We start from the raw sequence: 13,694 nt of genomic DNA, 5'->3' as shown, positions 1-13,694 counted from the left end.
GCCTGACTCCTGGAGGGCTGCTATGTTTCTGCATTGTCCTCCTGAACCCCGGCCTGCACCACAGTGTTCCTCGCCTCACGCAGCCAGCCGGGCAGCTACCCGATCAGGGCCAGCACGGCTCCGGCAGTAACCACGCCGCCGGCTTCGGTGCGGATACCCGTCACGGTACCGTCGCGGTGCGCCGTCACCTGGGTCTCCATCTTCATTGCCTCAAGCACGACGACGGCGTCCCCCGCCGAAACTTCGGCGCCCGCCTCCACGAGCCACTTCACCACAGTTCCGGCCATGTCCGCGCGCAACTCCCCCGGATCGGCGGCGCTGCCGCCGTCGGAATCTACCGAGACCCCGGCAGGAAGGGCCCCGCCCGAGCGGGCCCAGCCGTCCAGCAGGTCCGCGGGCAGGCCCACGGCGAGCCGGCGGCCGTCCACGTCGACGGTGATGGTGCGGCGTACGCCGTCGGGTACGGCGGTGCTGTAGCCGGGGTCGGCAGGGATGCGGTCCGCGAAGTCGGTTTCGATCCAGCGGGTGTGGATGCCCAGGCCGGTTTCGGACGTGAAGTCCGGTGATTCGAGCACGGCGCGGTGGAACGGCAGCACGGTGGCCACGCCGGTGATGCTGATTTCGGCAAGGGCGCGGCGGGCGCGACGAAGAGCCTGCTGGCGGTCCGCGCCGGTGACGATCAGCTTGGCCAGGAGTGAGTCGAACTGCGGCGCCACGAACGAGCCCGAGCGGACGCCGGTGTCCAGGCGGATGCCGGGGCCGGTGGGGCCCGCGAACTCTTCGATGGTTCCGGGCGAGGGCAGGAACCCGCGCCCCACATCCTCGGCGTTGAGCCGGAATTCGAAGGAGTGGCCGCGGGGCTCGGGGTCCGCGGTGATGCGCAGGGGGTCCCCGTCGGCGATCCGGAACTGCTCCTGGACCAGGTCGATCCCGGTGGTTTCCTCGGTGATGGGGTGCTCCACCTGAAGGCGCGTATTGACCTCAAGGAATGCAACCGTGCCATCTGCCGCGACCAGGAACTCCACCGTGCCGGCGCCGGAGTAGCCCGCTTCGCGGCAGACCGCCTTGGCTGCGTCGTAAATCTGCTTCCGCTGATCGTCGCTGAGGAACGGGGCGGGTGCTTCCTCCACCAGCTTCTGGTGCCGGCGCTGGAGGGAGCAGTCACGGGTTCCCACCACCACGACGTTGCCGTGCGTGTCCGCCAGGACCTGCGCCTCGACGTGCCGCGGACGGTCCAGATAGCGCTCGACGAAGCATTCGCCGCGTCCGAAGGCCGCCACGGCTTCACGGACGGCGGAATCGAAGGCTTCCTCGATCTCGTCCATGTTCCGGACCACCTTCAGCCCGCGGCCGCCGCCGCCGAAGGCTGCCTTGATGGCAATCGGCAGGCCGTGCTCCTCGGCGAAGGTGCGGGCCTCGGCAGCGGTGTCCACGGGCCCGTCGCTGCCGGCCACCAGCGGCGCACCGGCGCGGACGGCGATCTCGCGGGCAGTGATCTTGTTGCCGAGCTGCCTGATGGCCTCCGGGGTGGGGCCGATCCAGGCCAGCCCGGCATCGAGTACGGCCTGGGCAAAGTCGGCGTTCTCGGAAAGGAAGCCGTAGCCGGGGTGGACGGCGTCCGCTCCGGCCCTGGCCGCCACGTCGAGCAGCTTGGGGATGTTGAGGTAGGTGTCCGCCGGGGAGTTACCGCCCAGGCTGAAGGCTTCGCTGGCAGCGCCGACGTGCATGGCATCGGCATCTATGTCCGCATATACGGCGACGGATTCGAGCCGGGCGTCGTCACAGGCACGGGCAATCCGGACGGCGATTTCGCCTCGGTTGGCGATCAGGACCTTGCGCATCAGTTACTCACTTTTCTTGGGAAGTCTGTTCGGAGGAAGTCTGTTCGGGGGACGTCCGTTCGGGGAAAGCCTGATCCGGAAAACACCGGAAGCGGATGCTGCCGCCGATGGGCACCTGGGCGGCCAGGTCCAGCTGGTGGTCCACCACCACGCCGATCACCGGGTAGCCGCCCGTGATCGGGTGGTCGGCAAGGAAAAGGACAGGGAGGCCTTCCGGCGGAACCTGGATGGCTCCGGCCACGGTCCCTTCGCTGGGCAGTTCGCCCTGCCGGCTGCGTTCCAGCGGCGTGCCGTCCAGCCTCATGCCCACACGGTTGGACTGCGGCTTCACCACCCAGTCCTGCCCGCACAGGGACTCGAGGGCAGACGCATCGAACCAGTCGGCGCGGGGGCCCAGCACAATGTCCAGCACCGTGACGCCGGCCCCGGGAAACTCTGGCTGGAGTTCGGGATGTGCCACCACACCGGATTCGACCACGTCCCCGGATGCCAGCAGCTGGCCCGCAGCAAGCGGCACCGGCCCGATCCCGGACATGGTGTCCGTGGAACGGCTGCCCAGGACCGGCGCGGCATCCACGCCGCCGCGGACGGCGAGGTAGCTGCGGAAGCCGGCCCCGGGTGCGCCCAGGGTCAGGGTTTCACCGTCCAGCAGGGCGAACGGGGTGGCCATGGGAACGGTGCGCTGCCGCGCCGGTTCGTACTGCCCGGAGTCAGATTCAGGGTCGGATTCAGCGTCCGATACTGCGCCCGACGGCGGGTCGATAGTCAGTGCCGACGGCGCCCCGGCGACTGCCAGCACCTGGTCGCCAACGGCCTGGACCCGGAGCCCTCCGGCGACGGTTTCGATCGCCGCAGCCGAGGGGCTGTTGCCCACCAGCCGGTTGGCCCGACGCAGTGATGCCCGGTCCAACGCCCCGGCGGCGGACACACCAAGGGCGGAATGGCCCTGCCGGCCCAGGTCTTCGATGAGGCTCTGGAGTCCGGGGGAAACGATCCGCAGGCCGGAATCCGGTTCCCCGGCCGGCGCCTCGGCGGCGGATGCGGGCTCGGGCGCCATGGCCACAACGTCGCGGACGGCACGGAACTGGACACGGTGGCCCGGACTGGCCAGTGCCGGCTCGGCCCTGTTGAGGTCCCACAGGCGTGCCCCGGTGCGGCCGATCAGCTGCCAGCCGCCCGGGGATTTGCGCGGATACACGGCCGAATAGTTGCCTGCCAGTGCAACGGATCCGGTGGGCACCGCGGTGCGCGGTGAACTCCGGCGGGGAACCTCCAGCTCCTGGTTCTCCCCCACCATGTAGCCGAACCCAGGCGCGAACCCGGCGAAGGCCACTGTCCAGATCTGGCCGGTATGCGCTTCGATCACGCCGTCTGTTCCGAGGCCGGTCAGCCGCCCCACTTCGGCGAGGTCCTCGCCGTCGTACACGGTGTCGATGACCACCAGGCCGCCCTCCTGCTTCGACTGGGCCGTCAGGTCCAGCTCCAGCAGGAGGGCACCCATCCGGCGGGCAGCCGCCGGCGAATCCGCGCGGACCATCACGGTCTGCGCGGCCGCCAAGACGTCCAGCTGGCCAGGGAGCGGCGATTCCAGCAGCAGGGTCTGCAGGGCGAGCACGTCCGGCGTTCCGGACAGCTCCGCGAGCACCGCCCGCGTTCCCACGGGCCGTACCGAGAGGACCTTGTGCGCGGTCAGGGTTTCCCCCGCTGTTTCAATCATCAGCTGCCTCAAATATCCGTTCGTCAGCGTCATCAGGTGGTTGGCGCAGCGGTGGTCCGCGTGGCCGTTGGTGAGTCGGGCAATTGTTTCGTACAGCCGCTGTTCAGCCAGCCGCAGTCAGTGATGTTCAGGCGTGGGTGTCAGCCAGGAGCCGCTCTTCCTCGGCGGTCTGCGGGTTCCGGCCGAGGGCCAGGCCCACAACGGTCACTGCGGAGGCCACCAGGAGATAGGCCGCGATCAGGAACCAGTCACCGGACGCTGCATAGAGCGCAGTGAAGATGAGCGGTGCCACGGCGCCGCCGATAACGCCGGCCAGGGTGTAGGCCAGCGAGCTGCCGGCGTAGCGCAGCCGGGCCGGGAACTGCTCGGTGATGTAGGCGGCCTGCGGGCCGTACATGAAGGCGTGGAAGGCCAGGCCGATCACGACGCCGATAATGAGCATCAGCACCGACTTGCCCTCAATCATGAGGAAGAACAGCGGGATGTATGCGGCGGTGCCCACGGCGGCAATGCCGTAAACGAGGCGCCGGTTGAAGCGGTCAGTCACGGCGCCGGCCAACGGGATCAGGAACAGCTGGAAGCCTGAGCCGATCAGGATGGCGGTGAGGACATTGCCTGTGGTCATGCCGAGTTCCTTGGTGGCGTAGACGGCCACGAAGACGGTGAACAGGGCATAGAGGACGTCGGGGCAGACGCGGGACAGTGCGGCGGCCACGAGGGCGCGGGGTTCCTTGGTGAACACCTCTGTGATGGGGGCCTTGGGCTGTTCCCCATGGGCCTTGATGGCCTTGAACACGGGGGTTTCTTCAAGCTTGAGGCGGATGATCAGGCCGAAGACCACCAGCAGCGCGGAAGCCAGGAAGGCGACGCGCCAGCCCCAGGAGAGGAAGGCTTCGGTGCTGAGCGTTGCCGCCAGCACGGCCAGAACACCGTTGGCCATCAGGTTGCCGGCCGGCGGGCCGATCTGGGCCGCCGAGGACCAGAAGCCCCGCTTGCTGGCATCGCCGAATTCGCTGGAGAGCAGGACGGCACCGCCCCATTCGCCGCCGACGCCGATGCCCTGGGCCAGGCGCAGGAGCACCAGGAGGGTGGGAGCCGCCACCCCGATGACCGAGTAGTCCGGTAGCAGGCCGATCAGCACTGTGGCCGCACCGATCAGCATCAGGGTGACAACCAGGACGTGCTTGCGGCCGATCTTGTCGCCCAGCCGGCCGAAGATCACACCGCCGATGGGCCGGGCAAGGTACCCCACCGCGAAGGCTGAGAAGGAGAGCAGGAGGCCCACGAACTCGTCATTGCCCGGGAAGAAGATCTTCGGGAAGACCAGCGCTGAAGCCACCGAGTAGATGGCGAAGTCGTAGTACTCGAGCGAGGTGCCGGTGAGGCTGGCAACGTAGGCTTTGAGGGCTCCGGGCGGGATCTTGCGGGCGCTGGTGCGGGCGGCCGGGTTGTGCGTGGTCATGGTTTTCCTTCAGGAGTGCGGGGTGCTGCCTGGGTGGTGGGCGCGGTTGCTTGGCGGAATTTTTGCTCGCGAAGCGGTCGCGGGGTTAGGCGAACGCGGTTTAGGCGAACGCTCTGATAGTGATGCCGGCGTCGGAAAGCGCAGCCTTCACTGCGACAGCCATGGCAACGGCCCCGGGGGAATCGCCGTGGACGCAGATGCTGTCTGCATTGATTCTCAGGATGGAGCCGTCCACGGTGCGGATGGCGGAGTCGGCGGCCATGCGCAGGACGTGTTCGGCCACCTGGGCCGGGTCATGCAGGACAGCCCCGGGGAGCGAGCGGGAGACGAGCGTGCCGTCGGGGTTGTAGGCACGGTCGGCAAAGGCTTCGGAAACGGCGCGGAGTCCGGCTGCTTCCGCAAGGCGCAGCACCTCCGAGCCGGGAAGGCCAAGAATGGGCAGTCCGGGATCGATCGACCTGACGGCGTCGACGACGGCGCGTGCCTGGGCGGTGTGGAAGACGATTGCGTTGTACAGGCCGCCGTGCGGCTTGACGTAGCGGACGCGGGCCCCTTCGGTGGCGGCCAGCGCCTGCAGCGCACCGATCTGGTAGACGATGTCGTCAGCCAGTTCAAGGGGATCGATGTCCACGAAGCGGCGGCCGAATCCGGAGAGGTCACGGTAGCCCACATGGGCTCCGATCATCACGCCGGCTTGCACGGCTTCGCGGCAGGTACGGCGGATGACCGTGGGATCGCCGGCGTGGAAACCGCAGGCCACGTTGGCGCTGGACACGGATTGGAACATCGCCGTGTCGTCGCCCAGGGTCCAGCGACCGAAGGACTCGCCTACGTCGCTGTTCAGGTCCATGTTAACCATTGTGATCCTCGTCTCATTGATTTACTCCTACTAGGATGCACCAAATTCAGCGATTGTTCAACAATTCTTCGATTCAACAATGTGACGATCGTGTAAATTCTGGAGTATGGCCCCTTCAGAAGCAGCAGTACGAGTCAGCTCCGCCGCATCGGCATCCGCAGCAGCCCGCCTGCGCGTCACCGTACCTTCGGTGGCGGACCGGGTGGCCGACGAGCTGCGGCTGCAGCTGGCAGAGGGAATCCTCCTGCCCGGCGCCCGCCTCACTGAATCCACCATTGCCGAGGACCTGGGCGTCTCACGCAACACGGTCCGCGAAGCCTTTGCCGAGCTGGCCAGCGAGCGCCTGGTGGTGCGCCACCCGAACCGCGGCGTCTTCGTGGCCAGCCTGGGGGCCGGGGACATCCACGACGTCTACACGGTTCGCCGCGTCCTGGAAGTCAGCGCGATCCGCAGAGGTGGCAACCCGGAAGCCGTGGCCGCCGTCCGGGCGGCGGTTGAGGAGGGGAAGCTCGCGGCGGCCGCGAACGACGACGAGGCGCTGGGCAGCGCGAACCAGCACTTCCACGGCGCGATCGTGGCCCTGGCGGGGAGCCGCCGGCTAAACACCATCATGTCCCAGGTCCTGGCCGAGATGCGGCTGTTCTTCCACAAGGCCACAGTGGACGCGCACTTCTACAGCGGCTACCTCAAGGACAACGAGGAGATCTGCGCCGCGCTCGAAGCCGGTGAACTGGACCGTTCGGCCGAGCTGCTGGAGTCCTACCTGGACCGGTCCGAGGAAAAGCAGGCCGAAGTCCACGGGGACTAGAAGACGCGGTATTCATTCATGCGGAGCGGCCAGTGGCCTACCCCGGGTTTCGCGGCTTCTGACGACGCTTGCGGGTACTGCGTGACTGGTGGCCCAACGCACTTTCCCCAATGGCCGCCCATAGTGCGACTGGGGCGGCCGCGGCTACCCGCCTAATGGGGAACGCGGATGGCCTGCGTCATGTCGGAGCGGTAGGAGTGGTGGCTACGTAGTCACTTCCCGCAGGACACGAGCCTTCACCCGCCTCGGATGTTCCGGAGCTCCCGGCCCGAACGGCTTCGCCCCCGACGTCTTGAACAGCAAGCCCTGACCCGGAACCTCGCCTGGCCGCTCCGGCTGCAGGGTGTTTGCCATGCCGCTCCTCGCGCGGGCGCCAGGCCTTCGATGCCCCCATCGGGCTCACAGCAACGTTCTGTTCACCAAGATGCTCACCGCGGCGGCCCAGGCCGCCGGCAACAATGATCAGCACCAGGGCACCGGCGCTGAATCCGCCACCCACAGTGAAACGGACACTGCCCTGGCCGACGCCTTCAACAGTGTTGACGGGAGCACGAACTGGCAGCAGACGTCCAAGCTGAAGCTGAACTTCCCGACGTTCCACACTGAGGGAATCGCCTACAGCCAGGACCACATCTTCCTCTCGGCCGTTCAGATCATCGAGCCGACCACGAAGTTCCCGACCCCGCAGGACGGGTTCGACCGCACACCGGGCAAGGGTATTGGCCATCTGTTCGTCATGGACAAGGCCTGAAACCTGCAAAAGGACATCATCCTCGGCGAGGGCGACATGTACCACCCGGGAGGCATCGATTTCGACGGCACCAACGTCTGGATCCCCGTGGCCCAGTACCGGCCCAACAGCAGCGCCATCATCTACCGTGTCGACGCGGCCACGCTGGACGTGCACAAGCAGTTCGAGGTAAAGGACCACTTCGGCGGCATCGTTATGGACAAACAGACCGGCCACCTGGTCGGCAACACCTGGGGCTCGCGCCGCTTCGCGGAATGGGACCTGCAGGGCAAGCAGCTCTCGACCTCGGAGAACCCCAACTACTTCATCGACTACCAGGACTGCCAGTACGTTCCCAGCTCCAAGATGCTCTGCGACGGGATCACCAACCTCCCGCAGACCCCGGCGGCCGGCGGCGCCGGCGCCACTTACGAGCTCGGCAGCATGGCGATGATCGACCTCAAATCCCACAGCGTGATCCGCGACGTCCCGTTCCAGCAGTGGTCCACCGCCGGCCATGTGGCCACCCGCAACCCGTTCAAAATGACCGCCGACGGGAACCACCTCTCCATGAAGGTGGCCCCCGACAACGGCGACGAAGGCAACGGCACCGGCACCGGCACCGAAAAACAGGACTCCGAGAAACGCCACCCGGCCAGCCGCCGGGTGGCGTTTCATTTAGGGAATAACCACCCGGTGGCGCGAATCAGCCGGACCAAGGTCACACATAGCCCGGTAGCTAGGAGAGACTCCGTTTAGCTGTGTATGAGTTCAGGGGGCGCCCAGTGGACCCGTAGGCCAGTTCCAGGCTGACCAGTCCCTTGCGTTCAAGTGCGCCCAGGTAGCGCTGGGCTGTGGGGCGGCTGACGCCAAGCTGGTCCGCTATGTCGGCCGCGCCGATCGGCTTCTGCGAGGCACGTACAGCATCGAAAACCTTTTGCATGGTCGGCTGAAGCCGGGGCGGCGGAGCGGCCGCAGGTTCGACGGCGGCCCTGCGCAGGTTGTAGAGGCTGTCAACGGTGGCCTGATCCCCGCGCGCAGATGACTCCAGTTCGTCACGCCAGCGTCGATAGGCTTCGAGCTGGATGCGCAGTTGGTCAAAGCTGAAAGGTTTGACCAGGTAGTAGACAGCTCCGCTGCTCATCGCCGACCGGACCGTGGCCAAATCGCGTGCGGCGGTGATGATGATGCAATCAACCTGGCTGCCGGCGGCCTGCAGGGAACGCAGCAGTGAAATTCCGTCCTCGTCCGGAAGATGGACGTCCAGCAGGAGCAGTTCGGGCTCCAGCCGGACAATGGCCTCCCGGGCGGCCGCGGCTGTATATACCTCTCCCACGCACTCGAAACCATCCACTTTGGCCAACCGTGCAGCGTGGATGGCGGCTACCCGGAAATCATCATCGACTACCAGGGTTCTGATCATGGAGTGTCCTCGTCGTTTGGGGATGTGGCTTGCGAGTCGGCCGGGAGCCATACTTCAAAGTGTCCGCCAGGTCCCGGAAAAACGTCCAGGGTGCCGGCGGCACGGCGGACGATCCGGCTCACCAGCGCCAGTCCAATCCCCCGCCTCATGCCGGGCCGGGCCTCCTTGGTGGAATAGCCGTCAACCAGGACCTTCTCAAGGCTGTGGGCAGGAACACCCGGCCCGTTGTCGCGTACTGCAATAAAGACGCCGTCTGCGTCGTCGAACTGGATCGTCACAACCCGGGGCTCGGGCGTGTTGGCAAGCGCGTCGACGGCGTTGTCCAGGAGGTTGCCAACGATCGTCAGTAAGGACTGGTGGCTAGCCGTGGTCTGGTCCAGGCGGGAGTCCTCTGTCACCGTGATCTGTACGTCCTGTTCGGCCGCGACAGTGATCTTGGCCAGCAGGAGGGCAGCCAATTCCGGGGGTTCAACCCGGCCACGCAGACCCTCACCAAGGGAACGCGACGTGTCAGAAATCTTTGAGACGAAACGACGCGCCTGTTCCACATCACCCATCTCCAGCAGTCCGTCCACCACATGAAGCCGGTTAGCGTACTCGTGTTCCTGCGCCCTCAACGCTTCTATCAGACCACGAAGGGAGCGCAGGTCCCGCACCAGGGCCTCCACTTCAGTGCGGTCCCGCAGCGTCACCACGGCGCCAATGCTTCTGCCGGCGAGGTTGACGGGCATGCGGTTGACCACCAGCAGCGCGTCGTCCGTGATCACCACCTGATCCGTGCCGTCAAGCTGCCCGGTGAGGAGGTCCCTGAGCCTTCCGACCGGAAGGAGGTCCTCCAGAGGTTCGCCAAGGATGCTGCTTCCTTCCAGGCGAAGCAGCCGGCGGGCCTCCTCGTTGATCACCGTAACGCGCCCGCCGTCGTCTACGCCGATCATCGCTTCACGGATGCCATGCAACAGGGCTTCGCGTTCCTGCAGCAAGGAGGCGATCTCTGCCGGTTCGAGATCGAAAGTAACTCTCTTGATCCGGCGGCCGAGTACCAGTGAGCCGGAGGCGCTGATGAGCAGTACCACGACTGAATAACCTGCGATCACCCAAATCTGCTGGGCCACCTCCGTGTTTTCGACGGTTTCGAGGATGCCAACCGACACCTGGCCGATAACGGTGCCATCTGCCGCGCGGATAGGTGCCTTGGCGTTTACCGATGCTCCCAGGCTGCCCTGATCGGTGCCGACATGGTTCTGGCCGTCCAGTACGGCTACGGGTTCCTCCAGGGTCCGTCCAATCAGGTCGGGGTTCGGGTGAGAGTATCGGACACCGTTCCTGTCGGTAACCACGACATAGTCTGGCTGAGCCTCGGTCTGTACCCGCGTTGCTATCGCCTGGATAGAGTGGCCGGCGTCACCCGATCCCAAGGCTGTAACCACCGCAGGCATCTGGGCTACGGTGACCGCAATTCCCAGCGCCCGCAGCTGGTACTGGCGGTTCAGGGTCTGGTTGCTGATCAGTGTGAAAAGGACAGCGCCCAAGGTCACCGTGAGCACCAGTATCGACAGCATCCAGACCAGGATCTGCGCGGTTAGGGTCCTGGTCCGCCTGCGGGCCCGCAGAAAGTCCCTGATTCGGGCCCATCTCACAGCGAGCGGCCGGAGGAGCCGGCCTCCGCCGCCGCGATCCTGAACAAAACGCGCAAAACCTGCAACATCGCGGCTATTTTGCAGAACTTACAGAACTGTTTCAGCACCTGCCATCTCTTTCTAAGCTCAATACAGCTTATGTGATCCAGTTCACCCGAGCGAACGAGCACGAAGGAGAGGATTCGAGTGACAACGGTGTCGGAATCACAGTTAAACCGCCGGGCGGCGACGACGTCCCCGGCAATCGAAATGACAGCAGCCACCAAAAGATTCAGGACGCCCGACGGCTCCAGCTATACGGCCCTGAAGAATCTTGACCTGCGCGTCGAGCGTGGAGAGTTCTGCGCAATCGTCGGGCCCACAGGGTGCGGCAAGTCAACGGCCTTGACCTTGGCGGCAGGCATGGAAAGGGCATCCGAAGGATCCGTGCGCGTCTTCGGCAAGGACGTCAATGGCATAACCCCAAGGCCGGCTTCATGTTCCAGACAGACGCGATCCTGCCTTGGCAGTCCGTCCTGGAAAACGTCGCCGCGGGCCCCAGGTACCGGGGGGTATCGAAAACCACGGCCTACCGGGATGCACGCGATTGGATCCGCAGGGTCGGGCTCGCTGGATTTGAAAGCAACTTCCCGCACCAGCTCTCCGGAGGCATGCGCAAACGCGTCGCCCTGGCCCAGAACCTGATCAACGAGCCCGAGCTGCTGCTTATGGATGAACCGTTCAGCGCCCTGGATGTACAGACCAGAGCCAAGATGAGCACGGAGTTGCTGGGCCTGTGGGAACAGACCCGGCCCGCCGTGGTGTTCGTGACCCACGACCTCGAGGAAGCCATCGCCCTCGCCGACAAGGTCGTAGTCCTCACCGCCGGCCCAGCCGCCTCAATCAAGGCCACCTTCCACATCGACCTGCCCCGGCCCCGCGTGGTGCAGGAAATCCGCTTCGACAAGAAATTCAACGAGATCTACCAGAACATCTGGGAAGCCCTGCGTGAGGAAGTGGACATCGCCTACGCCCAGACGACCCGAAGCGCCGCCCCGGACGCAAAGGAAGCGGAATGACCATGACCAGCCTGGAGAATACTGTGGCCACCCAGGAGCCGAAGCCGTCCGCCCAGGCACCTACTCAGGGACGGAAGAAATCCCTCACAGGCCGCCGTTTGAAAGTCCTCGCAGTCCAGCTCGGCATCGTCGTGGTGCTTCTAGGCAGCTGGGAACTGCTGGTCCGCGGCAAAGTGCTCGATGCGCTCCTGTACGGCCAGCCCAGCCTCATCGTGAACCAGCTCTATATCTGGGTCACCCAAGGAACCGACAACGGATCCTTGGGCCAACAGATCACGGTGACCATAGAAGAAGCCCTCATCGGATTCTTCATCGGTACCGCCCTCGGCATAGTCTTTGGCGTCGCAATGGGCCGCATCCAATTCCTGTCCGAGGTCATCGGCCCCTTCCTTAAGATCGTCAACGCCGTCCCCCGCATCGTGCTGGGCTCCTCCTTTGTCGTCATGTTCGGCCTTGGCCTAATGTCCAAAGTCATGCTGGTCATCGTCCTGGTGTTCTTCGGCGTCTTCTTCAATGCCTTCCAGGGCACCCGGGAAGTGGACAAGAACTTCATCGCCAACGCCGAGATCCTCGGAGCCAGCAAATGGCAGGTCACCCGCCAGGTGGTCATCCCCTCAGCCTTCTCCTGGATCATCGCCAGCCTCCACGTGGCTTTCGGCTTCGCACTGATCGGCGCCATCGTCGGAGAGTTCCTGGGATCCCAGGAAGGCCTGGGCAACCTGATTCGGCAGGCACAGGGAAACCTCAACCAGAACGGCATCTGGGCCGCCATGCTCATTATGGCCGGCGTCGCACTCATCGCCGAGTGGCTGATCACCAAATTGGAAAACCGGCTGCTGCGCTGGCGGCCGCCACAGCACAGCGCGGCAGCCGAAGCCTGAGCACCCCCTTCACCCGCCGCCTCGGGCCAAGAGAGGGCTACGAGGCACAACCCATCTCAAAGAGGAGAACAATGTCTAGGAAAAAATGGATCGCCGGAGCAGGAATGGCAGTAGCCCTGGTAGCGGGAATGACCGGCTGCGCGAACACAGCCAGCACCGCGGGACAGGCGCCGCAGCAGGCCGGTGACGCCAACGGCCAGGAAGTGAAGCTCATGGTGGGCGGGCTGAACAAGCAGATCTACCTGCCGTTCAAGCTGGCCGACCAGCTGGGCTACTACAAGGACGCTGGCCTGAACGTCCAGCTTTCGGACGAACCGGCCGGCGTGGACGCGGAAACCAACATGATCTCAGGCCAGGTCGACGGTGTCGGCGGGTTCTACGACCACAACCAGGTCCTGCAGGCCAAAGGAAAATCAACCGAGGCTGTCGTGACCATGCTCCAGGTCCCCGGAGAAGTCGAACTCTGCCGGACCGACCTCAAAGACCAGATCAAGTCAGCCGCGGACTGGAAGGGACTCAACCTGGGCATCACCGACCTCGGATCCTCCACCGACTACCTGACCCAATACATCGGCCAGAAGAATGGTGTCGCACCGACGGAAACACACCGCATCGGTGTGCAGTCCGGAGGTACCCTCATCGCCGCAATGGACCACAAGAACATTGACTGCGCCATGACCACGGAACCCACGGTCTCCCAGTTGGTCAACACCAACAAGGCCTTCATCCTCTACGACTCACGGACTCTTGACGGTGCCAAGCAGACCTTCGGCGGTGCCTACCCGGCAACATCGCTGTACATGACAACCGCCTACGTGGAGGCACACAAGGACGTTGTCCAGAAACTGGCCAACGTCTACGTCAAGACGCTCAAATACATCCAGGACCACACGGCTGCCGAAATCACCGATAAGGTTCCCGCCGACTACTACGCCGGCGTGGGCAAGGACGCCTATATCCAGGCACTGGACTCAGAAAAGGGCATCTACAGCCCCACCGGCCTCATGCCTGCCGACGGCCCGAAGATTGTCAACGACGTCCTTCAAACCAACGCCGAAGTCAAGGGCAAAGCCATCGACCTGGCGAAAACGTTCACGAACGAATTCGTCCAAGCCGCGAAGTAATCCTCCGGCCACTCCTGGCAATACGGCGGTCACGTCTAATGACGTGACCGCCGTATTGCGTAAGCCTGGCGAAACATGGTCCTCAGCGGCCGGGTCATTGGCGGGAGCTCGACGCTAGCACCCCGCCGTTCCCGATGCATCCTGTCCTTGAAAT

General features: G+C 65.0%; 12 protein-coding genes and 1 pseudogene. 6 read left to right on the top strand and 7 right to left on the bottom strand.

Features of this window, described 5'->3' with window-relative positions; genetic code table 11:
- Positions 1-95: 95 nt before the first annotated feature.
- The 4 genes from FCN77_RS00510 to FCN77_RS00495 form a co-directional block, all read right to left on the bottom strand.
- Positions 96-1,841, bottom strand: coding sequence for a biotin carboxylase N-terminal domain-containing protein (locus tag FCN77_RS00510; protein ID WP_137320657.1), 1,746 nt, complete (start codon positions 1,839-1,841; stop codon positions 96-98).
- 7 nt (positions 1,842-1,848) lie between these two features.
- Positions 1,849-3,558 carry a carboxyltransferase domain-containing protein gene (locus FCN77_RS00505; RefSeq protein ID WP_175417093.1) on the bottom strand — a complete coding sequence of 570 codons (1,710 nt, stop codon included), beginning with the start codon at positions 3,556-3,558 and terminating at the stop codon, positions 1,849-1,851.
- Positions 3,559-3,685: 127 nt separating this feature from the next.
- Positions 3,686-5,020, bottom strand: coding sequence for an MFS transporter (locus FCN77_RS00500; RefSeq protein WP_137320656.1), 1,335 nt, complete (start codon positions 5,018-5,020; stop codon positions 3,686-3,688).
- Between the two features lie 100 nt (positions 5,021-5,120).
- Positions 5,121-5,879, bottom strand: coding sequence for a LamB/YcsF family protein (locus FCN77_RS00495; RefSeq protein WP_137320655.1), 759 nt, complete (start codon positions 5,877-5,879; stop codon positions 5,121-5,123).
- Between the two features lie 106 nt (positions 5,880-5,985).
- On the opposite strand from FCN77_RS00495, the gene FCN77_RS00490 reads away from it, so the two are divergent.
- The 3 genes from FCN77_RS00490 (at position 5,986) to FCN77_RS00485 (ending at position 8,176) form a co-directional block, all read left to right on the top strand.
- The gene (locus FCN77_RS00490) at positions 5,986-6,687 is read left to right on the top strand and encodes a GntR family transcriptional regulator (protein ID WP_137320654.1); all 702 of its coding nucleotides are present in this window, start codon (positions 5,986-5,988) and stop codon (positions 6,685-6,687) included.
- A 352-nt stretch (positions 6,688-7,039) separates the two neighbouring features.
- A complete protein-coding gene (locus FCN77_RS26505) occupies positions 7,040-7,438 on the top strand; it encodes a hypothetical protein (RefSeq protein ID WP_254678781.1) in 399 nt (132 codons plus the stop codon).
- A 36-nt stretch (positions 7,439-7,474) separates the two neighbouring features.
- On the top strand, positions 7,475-8,176 hold the full coding sequence (locus tag FCN77_RS00485; RefSeq protein WP_254678780.1) for a DUF6454 family protein: 702 nt from the start codon (positions 7,475-7,477) through the stop codon (positions 8,174-8,176).
- Here FCN77_RS00485 and FCN77_RS00480 read toward each other — a convergent pair.
- From FCN77_RS00480 to FCN77_RS00470, 3 genes are all read right to left on the bottom strand, one after another.
- A complete protein-coding gene (locus tag FCN77_RS00480; RefSeq protein WP_137320653.1) occupies positions 8,157-8,840 on the bottom strand; it encodes a response regulator in 684 nt (227 codons plus the stop codon). The genes FCN77_RS00485 and FCN77_RS00480 overlap by 20 nt on opposite strands.
- Positions 8,837-10,399, bottom strand: a complete 1,563-nt coding sequence (locus FCN77_RS00475) for a sensor histidine kinase (protein ID WP_137320652.1) — start codon at positions 10,397-10,399, stop codon at positions 8,837-8,839. The genes FCN77_RS00480 and FCN77_RS00475 overlap by 4 nt, the downstream gene beginning before the upstream one ends.
- A gap of 74 nt (positions 10,400-10,473) precedes the next feature.
- Positions 10,474-10,740 carry a hypothetical protein gene (locus FCN77_RS00470; RefSeq protein ID WP_137320651.1) on the bottom strand — a complete coding sequence of 89 codons (267 nt, stop codon included), beginning with the start codon at positions 10,738-10,740 and terminating at the stop codon, positions 10,474-10,476.
- Between FCN77_RS00470 and FCN77_RS00465 the strand changes: the two are divergent.
- The 3 genes and pseudogenes from FCN77_RS00465 (at position 10,727) to FCN77_RS00455 (ending at position 13,540) form a co-directional block, all read left to right on the top strand.
- A pseudogene (locus tag FCN77_RS00465) lies at positions 10,727-11,535 on the top strand (ABC transporter ATP-binding protein). The gene FCN77_RS00470 and the pseudogene FCN77_RS00465 overlap by 14 nt on opposite strands.
- Complete coding sequence (locus FCN77_RS00460; RefSeq protein ID WP_137320650.1) at positions 11,532-12,416, top strand: ABC transporter permease; 885 nt, start codon at positions 11,532-11,534, stop codon at positions 12,414-12,416. The pseudogene FCN77_RS00465 and the gene FCN77_RS00460 overlap by 4 nt, the downstream one beginning before the upstream one ends.
- Positions 12,417-12,487: 71 nt before the next feature.
- The gene (locus FCN77_RS00455) at positions 12,488-13,540 is read left to right on the top strand and encodes an ABC transporter substrate-binding protein (protein WP_137320649.1); all 1,053 of its coding nucleotides are present in this window, start codon (positions 12,488-12,490) and stop codon (positions 13,538-13,540) included.
- Positions 13,541-13,694: the final 154 nt, after the last annotated feature.

Origin of the sequence: Arthrobacter sp. 24S4-2 (assembly GCF_005280255.1) — a bacterium.
GTDB lineage: Bacteria > Actinomycetota > Actinomycetes > Actinomycetales > Micrococcaceae > Arthrobacter.
This window is presented reverse-complemented; position numbering and strand designations above follow the sequence as displayed.

What these genes read in the sequence shown, in the direction of transcription:
- FCN77_RS00510 (WP_137320657.1), bottom strand. Translation starts at nt 1,841, where the DNA reads ATGCGCAAGGTCCTGATCGCCAACCGAGGCGAAATCGCCGTCCGGATT.
- FCN77_RS00505 (WP_175417093.1), bottom strand. Translation starts at nt 3,558, where the DNA reads ATGATTGAAACAGCGGGGGAAACCCTGACCGCGCACAAGGTCCTCTCG.
- FCN77_RS00500 (WP_137320656.1), bottom strand. Translation starts at nt 5,020, where the DNA reads ATGACCACGCACAACCCGGCCGCCCGCACCAGCGCCCGCAAGATCCCG.
- FCN77_RS00495 (WP_137320655.1), bottom strand. Translation starts at nt 5,879, where the DNA reads ATGGTTAACATGGACCTGAACAGCGACGTAGGCGAGTCCTTCGGTCGC.
- FCN77_RS00490 (WP_137320654.1), top strand. Translation starts at nt 5,986, where the DNA reads ATGGCCCCTTCAGAAGCAGCAGTACGAGTCAGCTCCGCCGCATCGGCA.
- FCN77_RS26505 (WP_254678781.1), top strand. Translation starts at nt 7,040, where the DNA reads ATGCCGCTCCTCGCGCGGGCGCCAGGCCTTCGATGCCCCCATCGGGCT.
- FCN77_RS00485 (WP_254678780.1), top strand. Translation starts at nt 7,475, where the DNA reads ATGTACCACCCGGGAGGCATCGATTTCGACGGCACCAACGTCTGGATC.
- FCN77_RS00480 (WP_137320653.1), bottom strand. Translation starts at nt 8,840, where the DNA reads ATGATCAGAACCCTGGTAGTCGATGATGATTTCCGGGTAGCCGCCATC.
- FCN77_RS00475 (WP_137320652.1), bottom strand. Translation starts at nt 10,399, where the DNA reads ATGCTGTCGATACTGGTGCTCACGGTGACCTTGGGCGCTGTCCTTTTC.
- FCN77_RS00460 (WP_137320650.1), top strand. Translation starts at nt 11,532, where the DNA reads ATGACCATGACCAGCCTGGAGAATACTGTGGCCACCCAGGAGCCGAAG.
- FCN77_RS00455 (WP_137320649.1), top strand. Translation starts at nt 12,488, where the DNA reads ATGTCTAGGAAAAAATGGATCGCCGGAGCAGGAATGGCAGTAGCCCTG.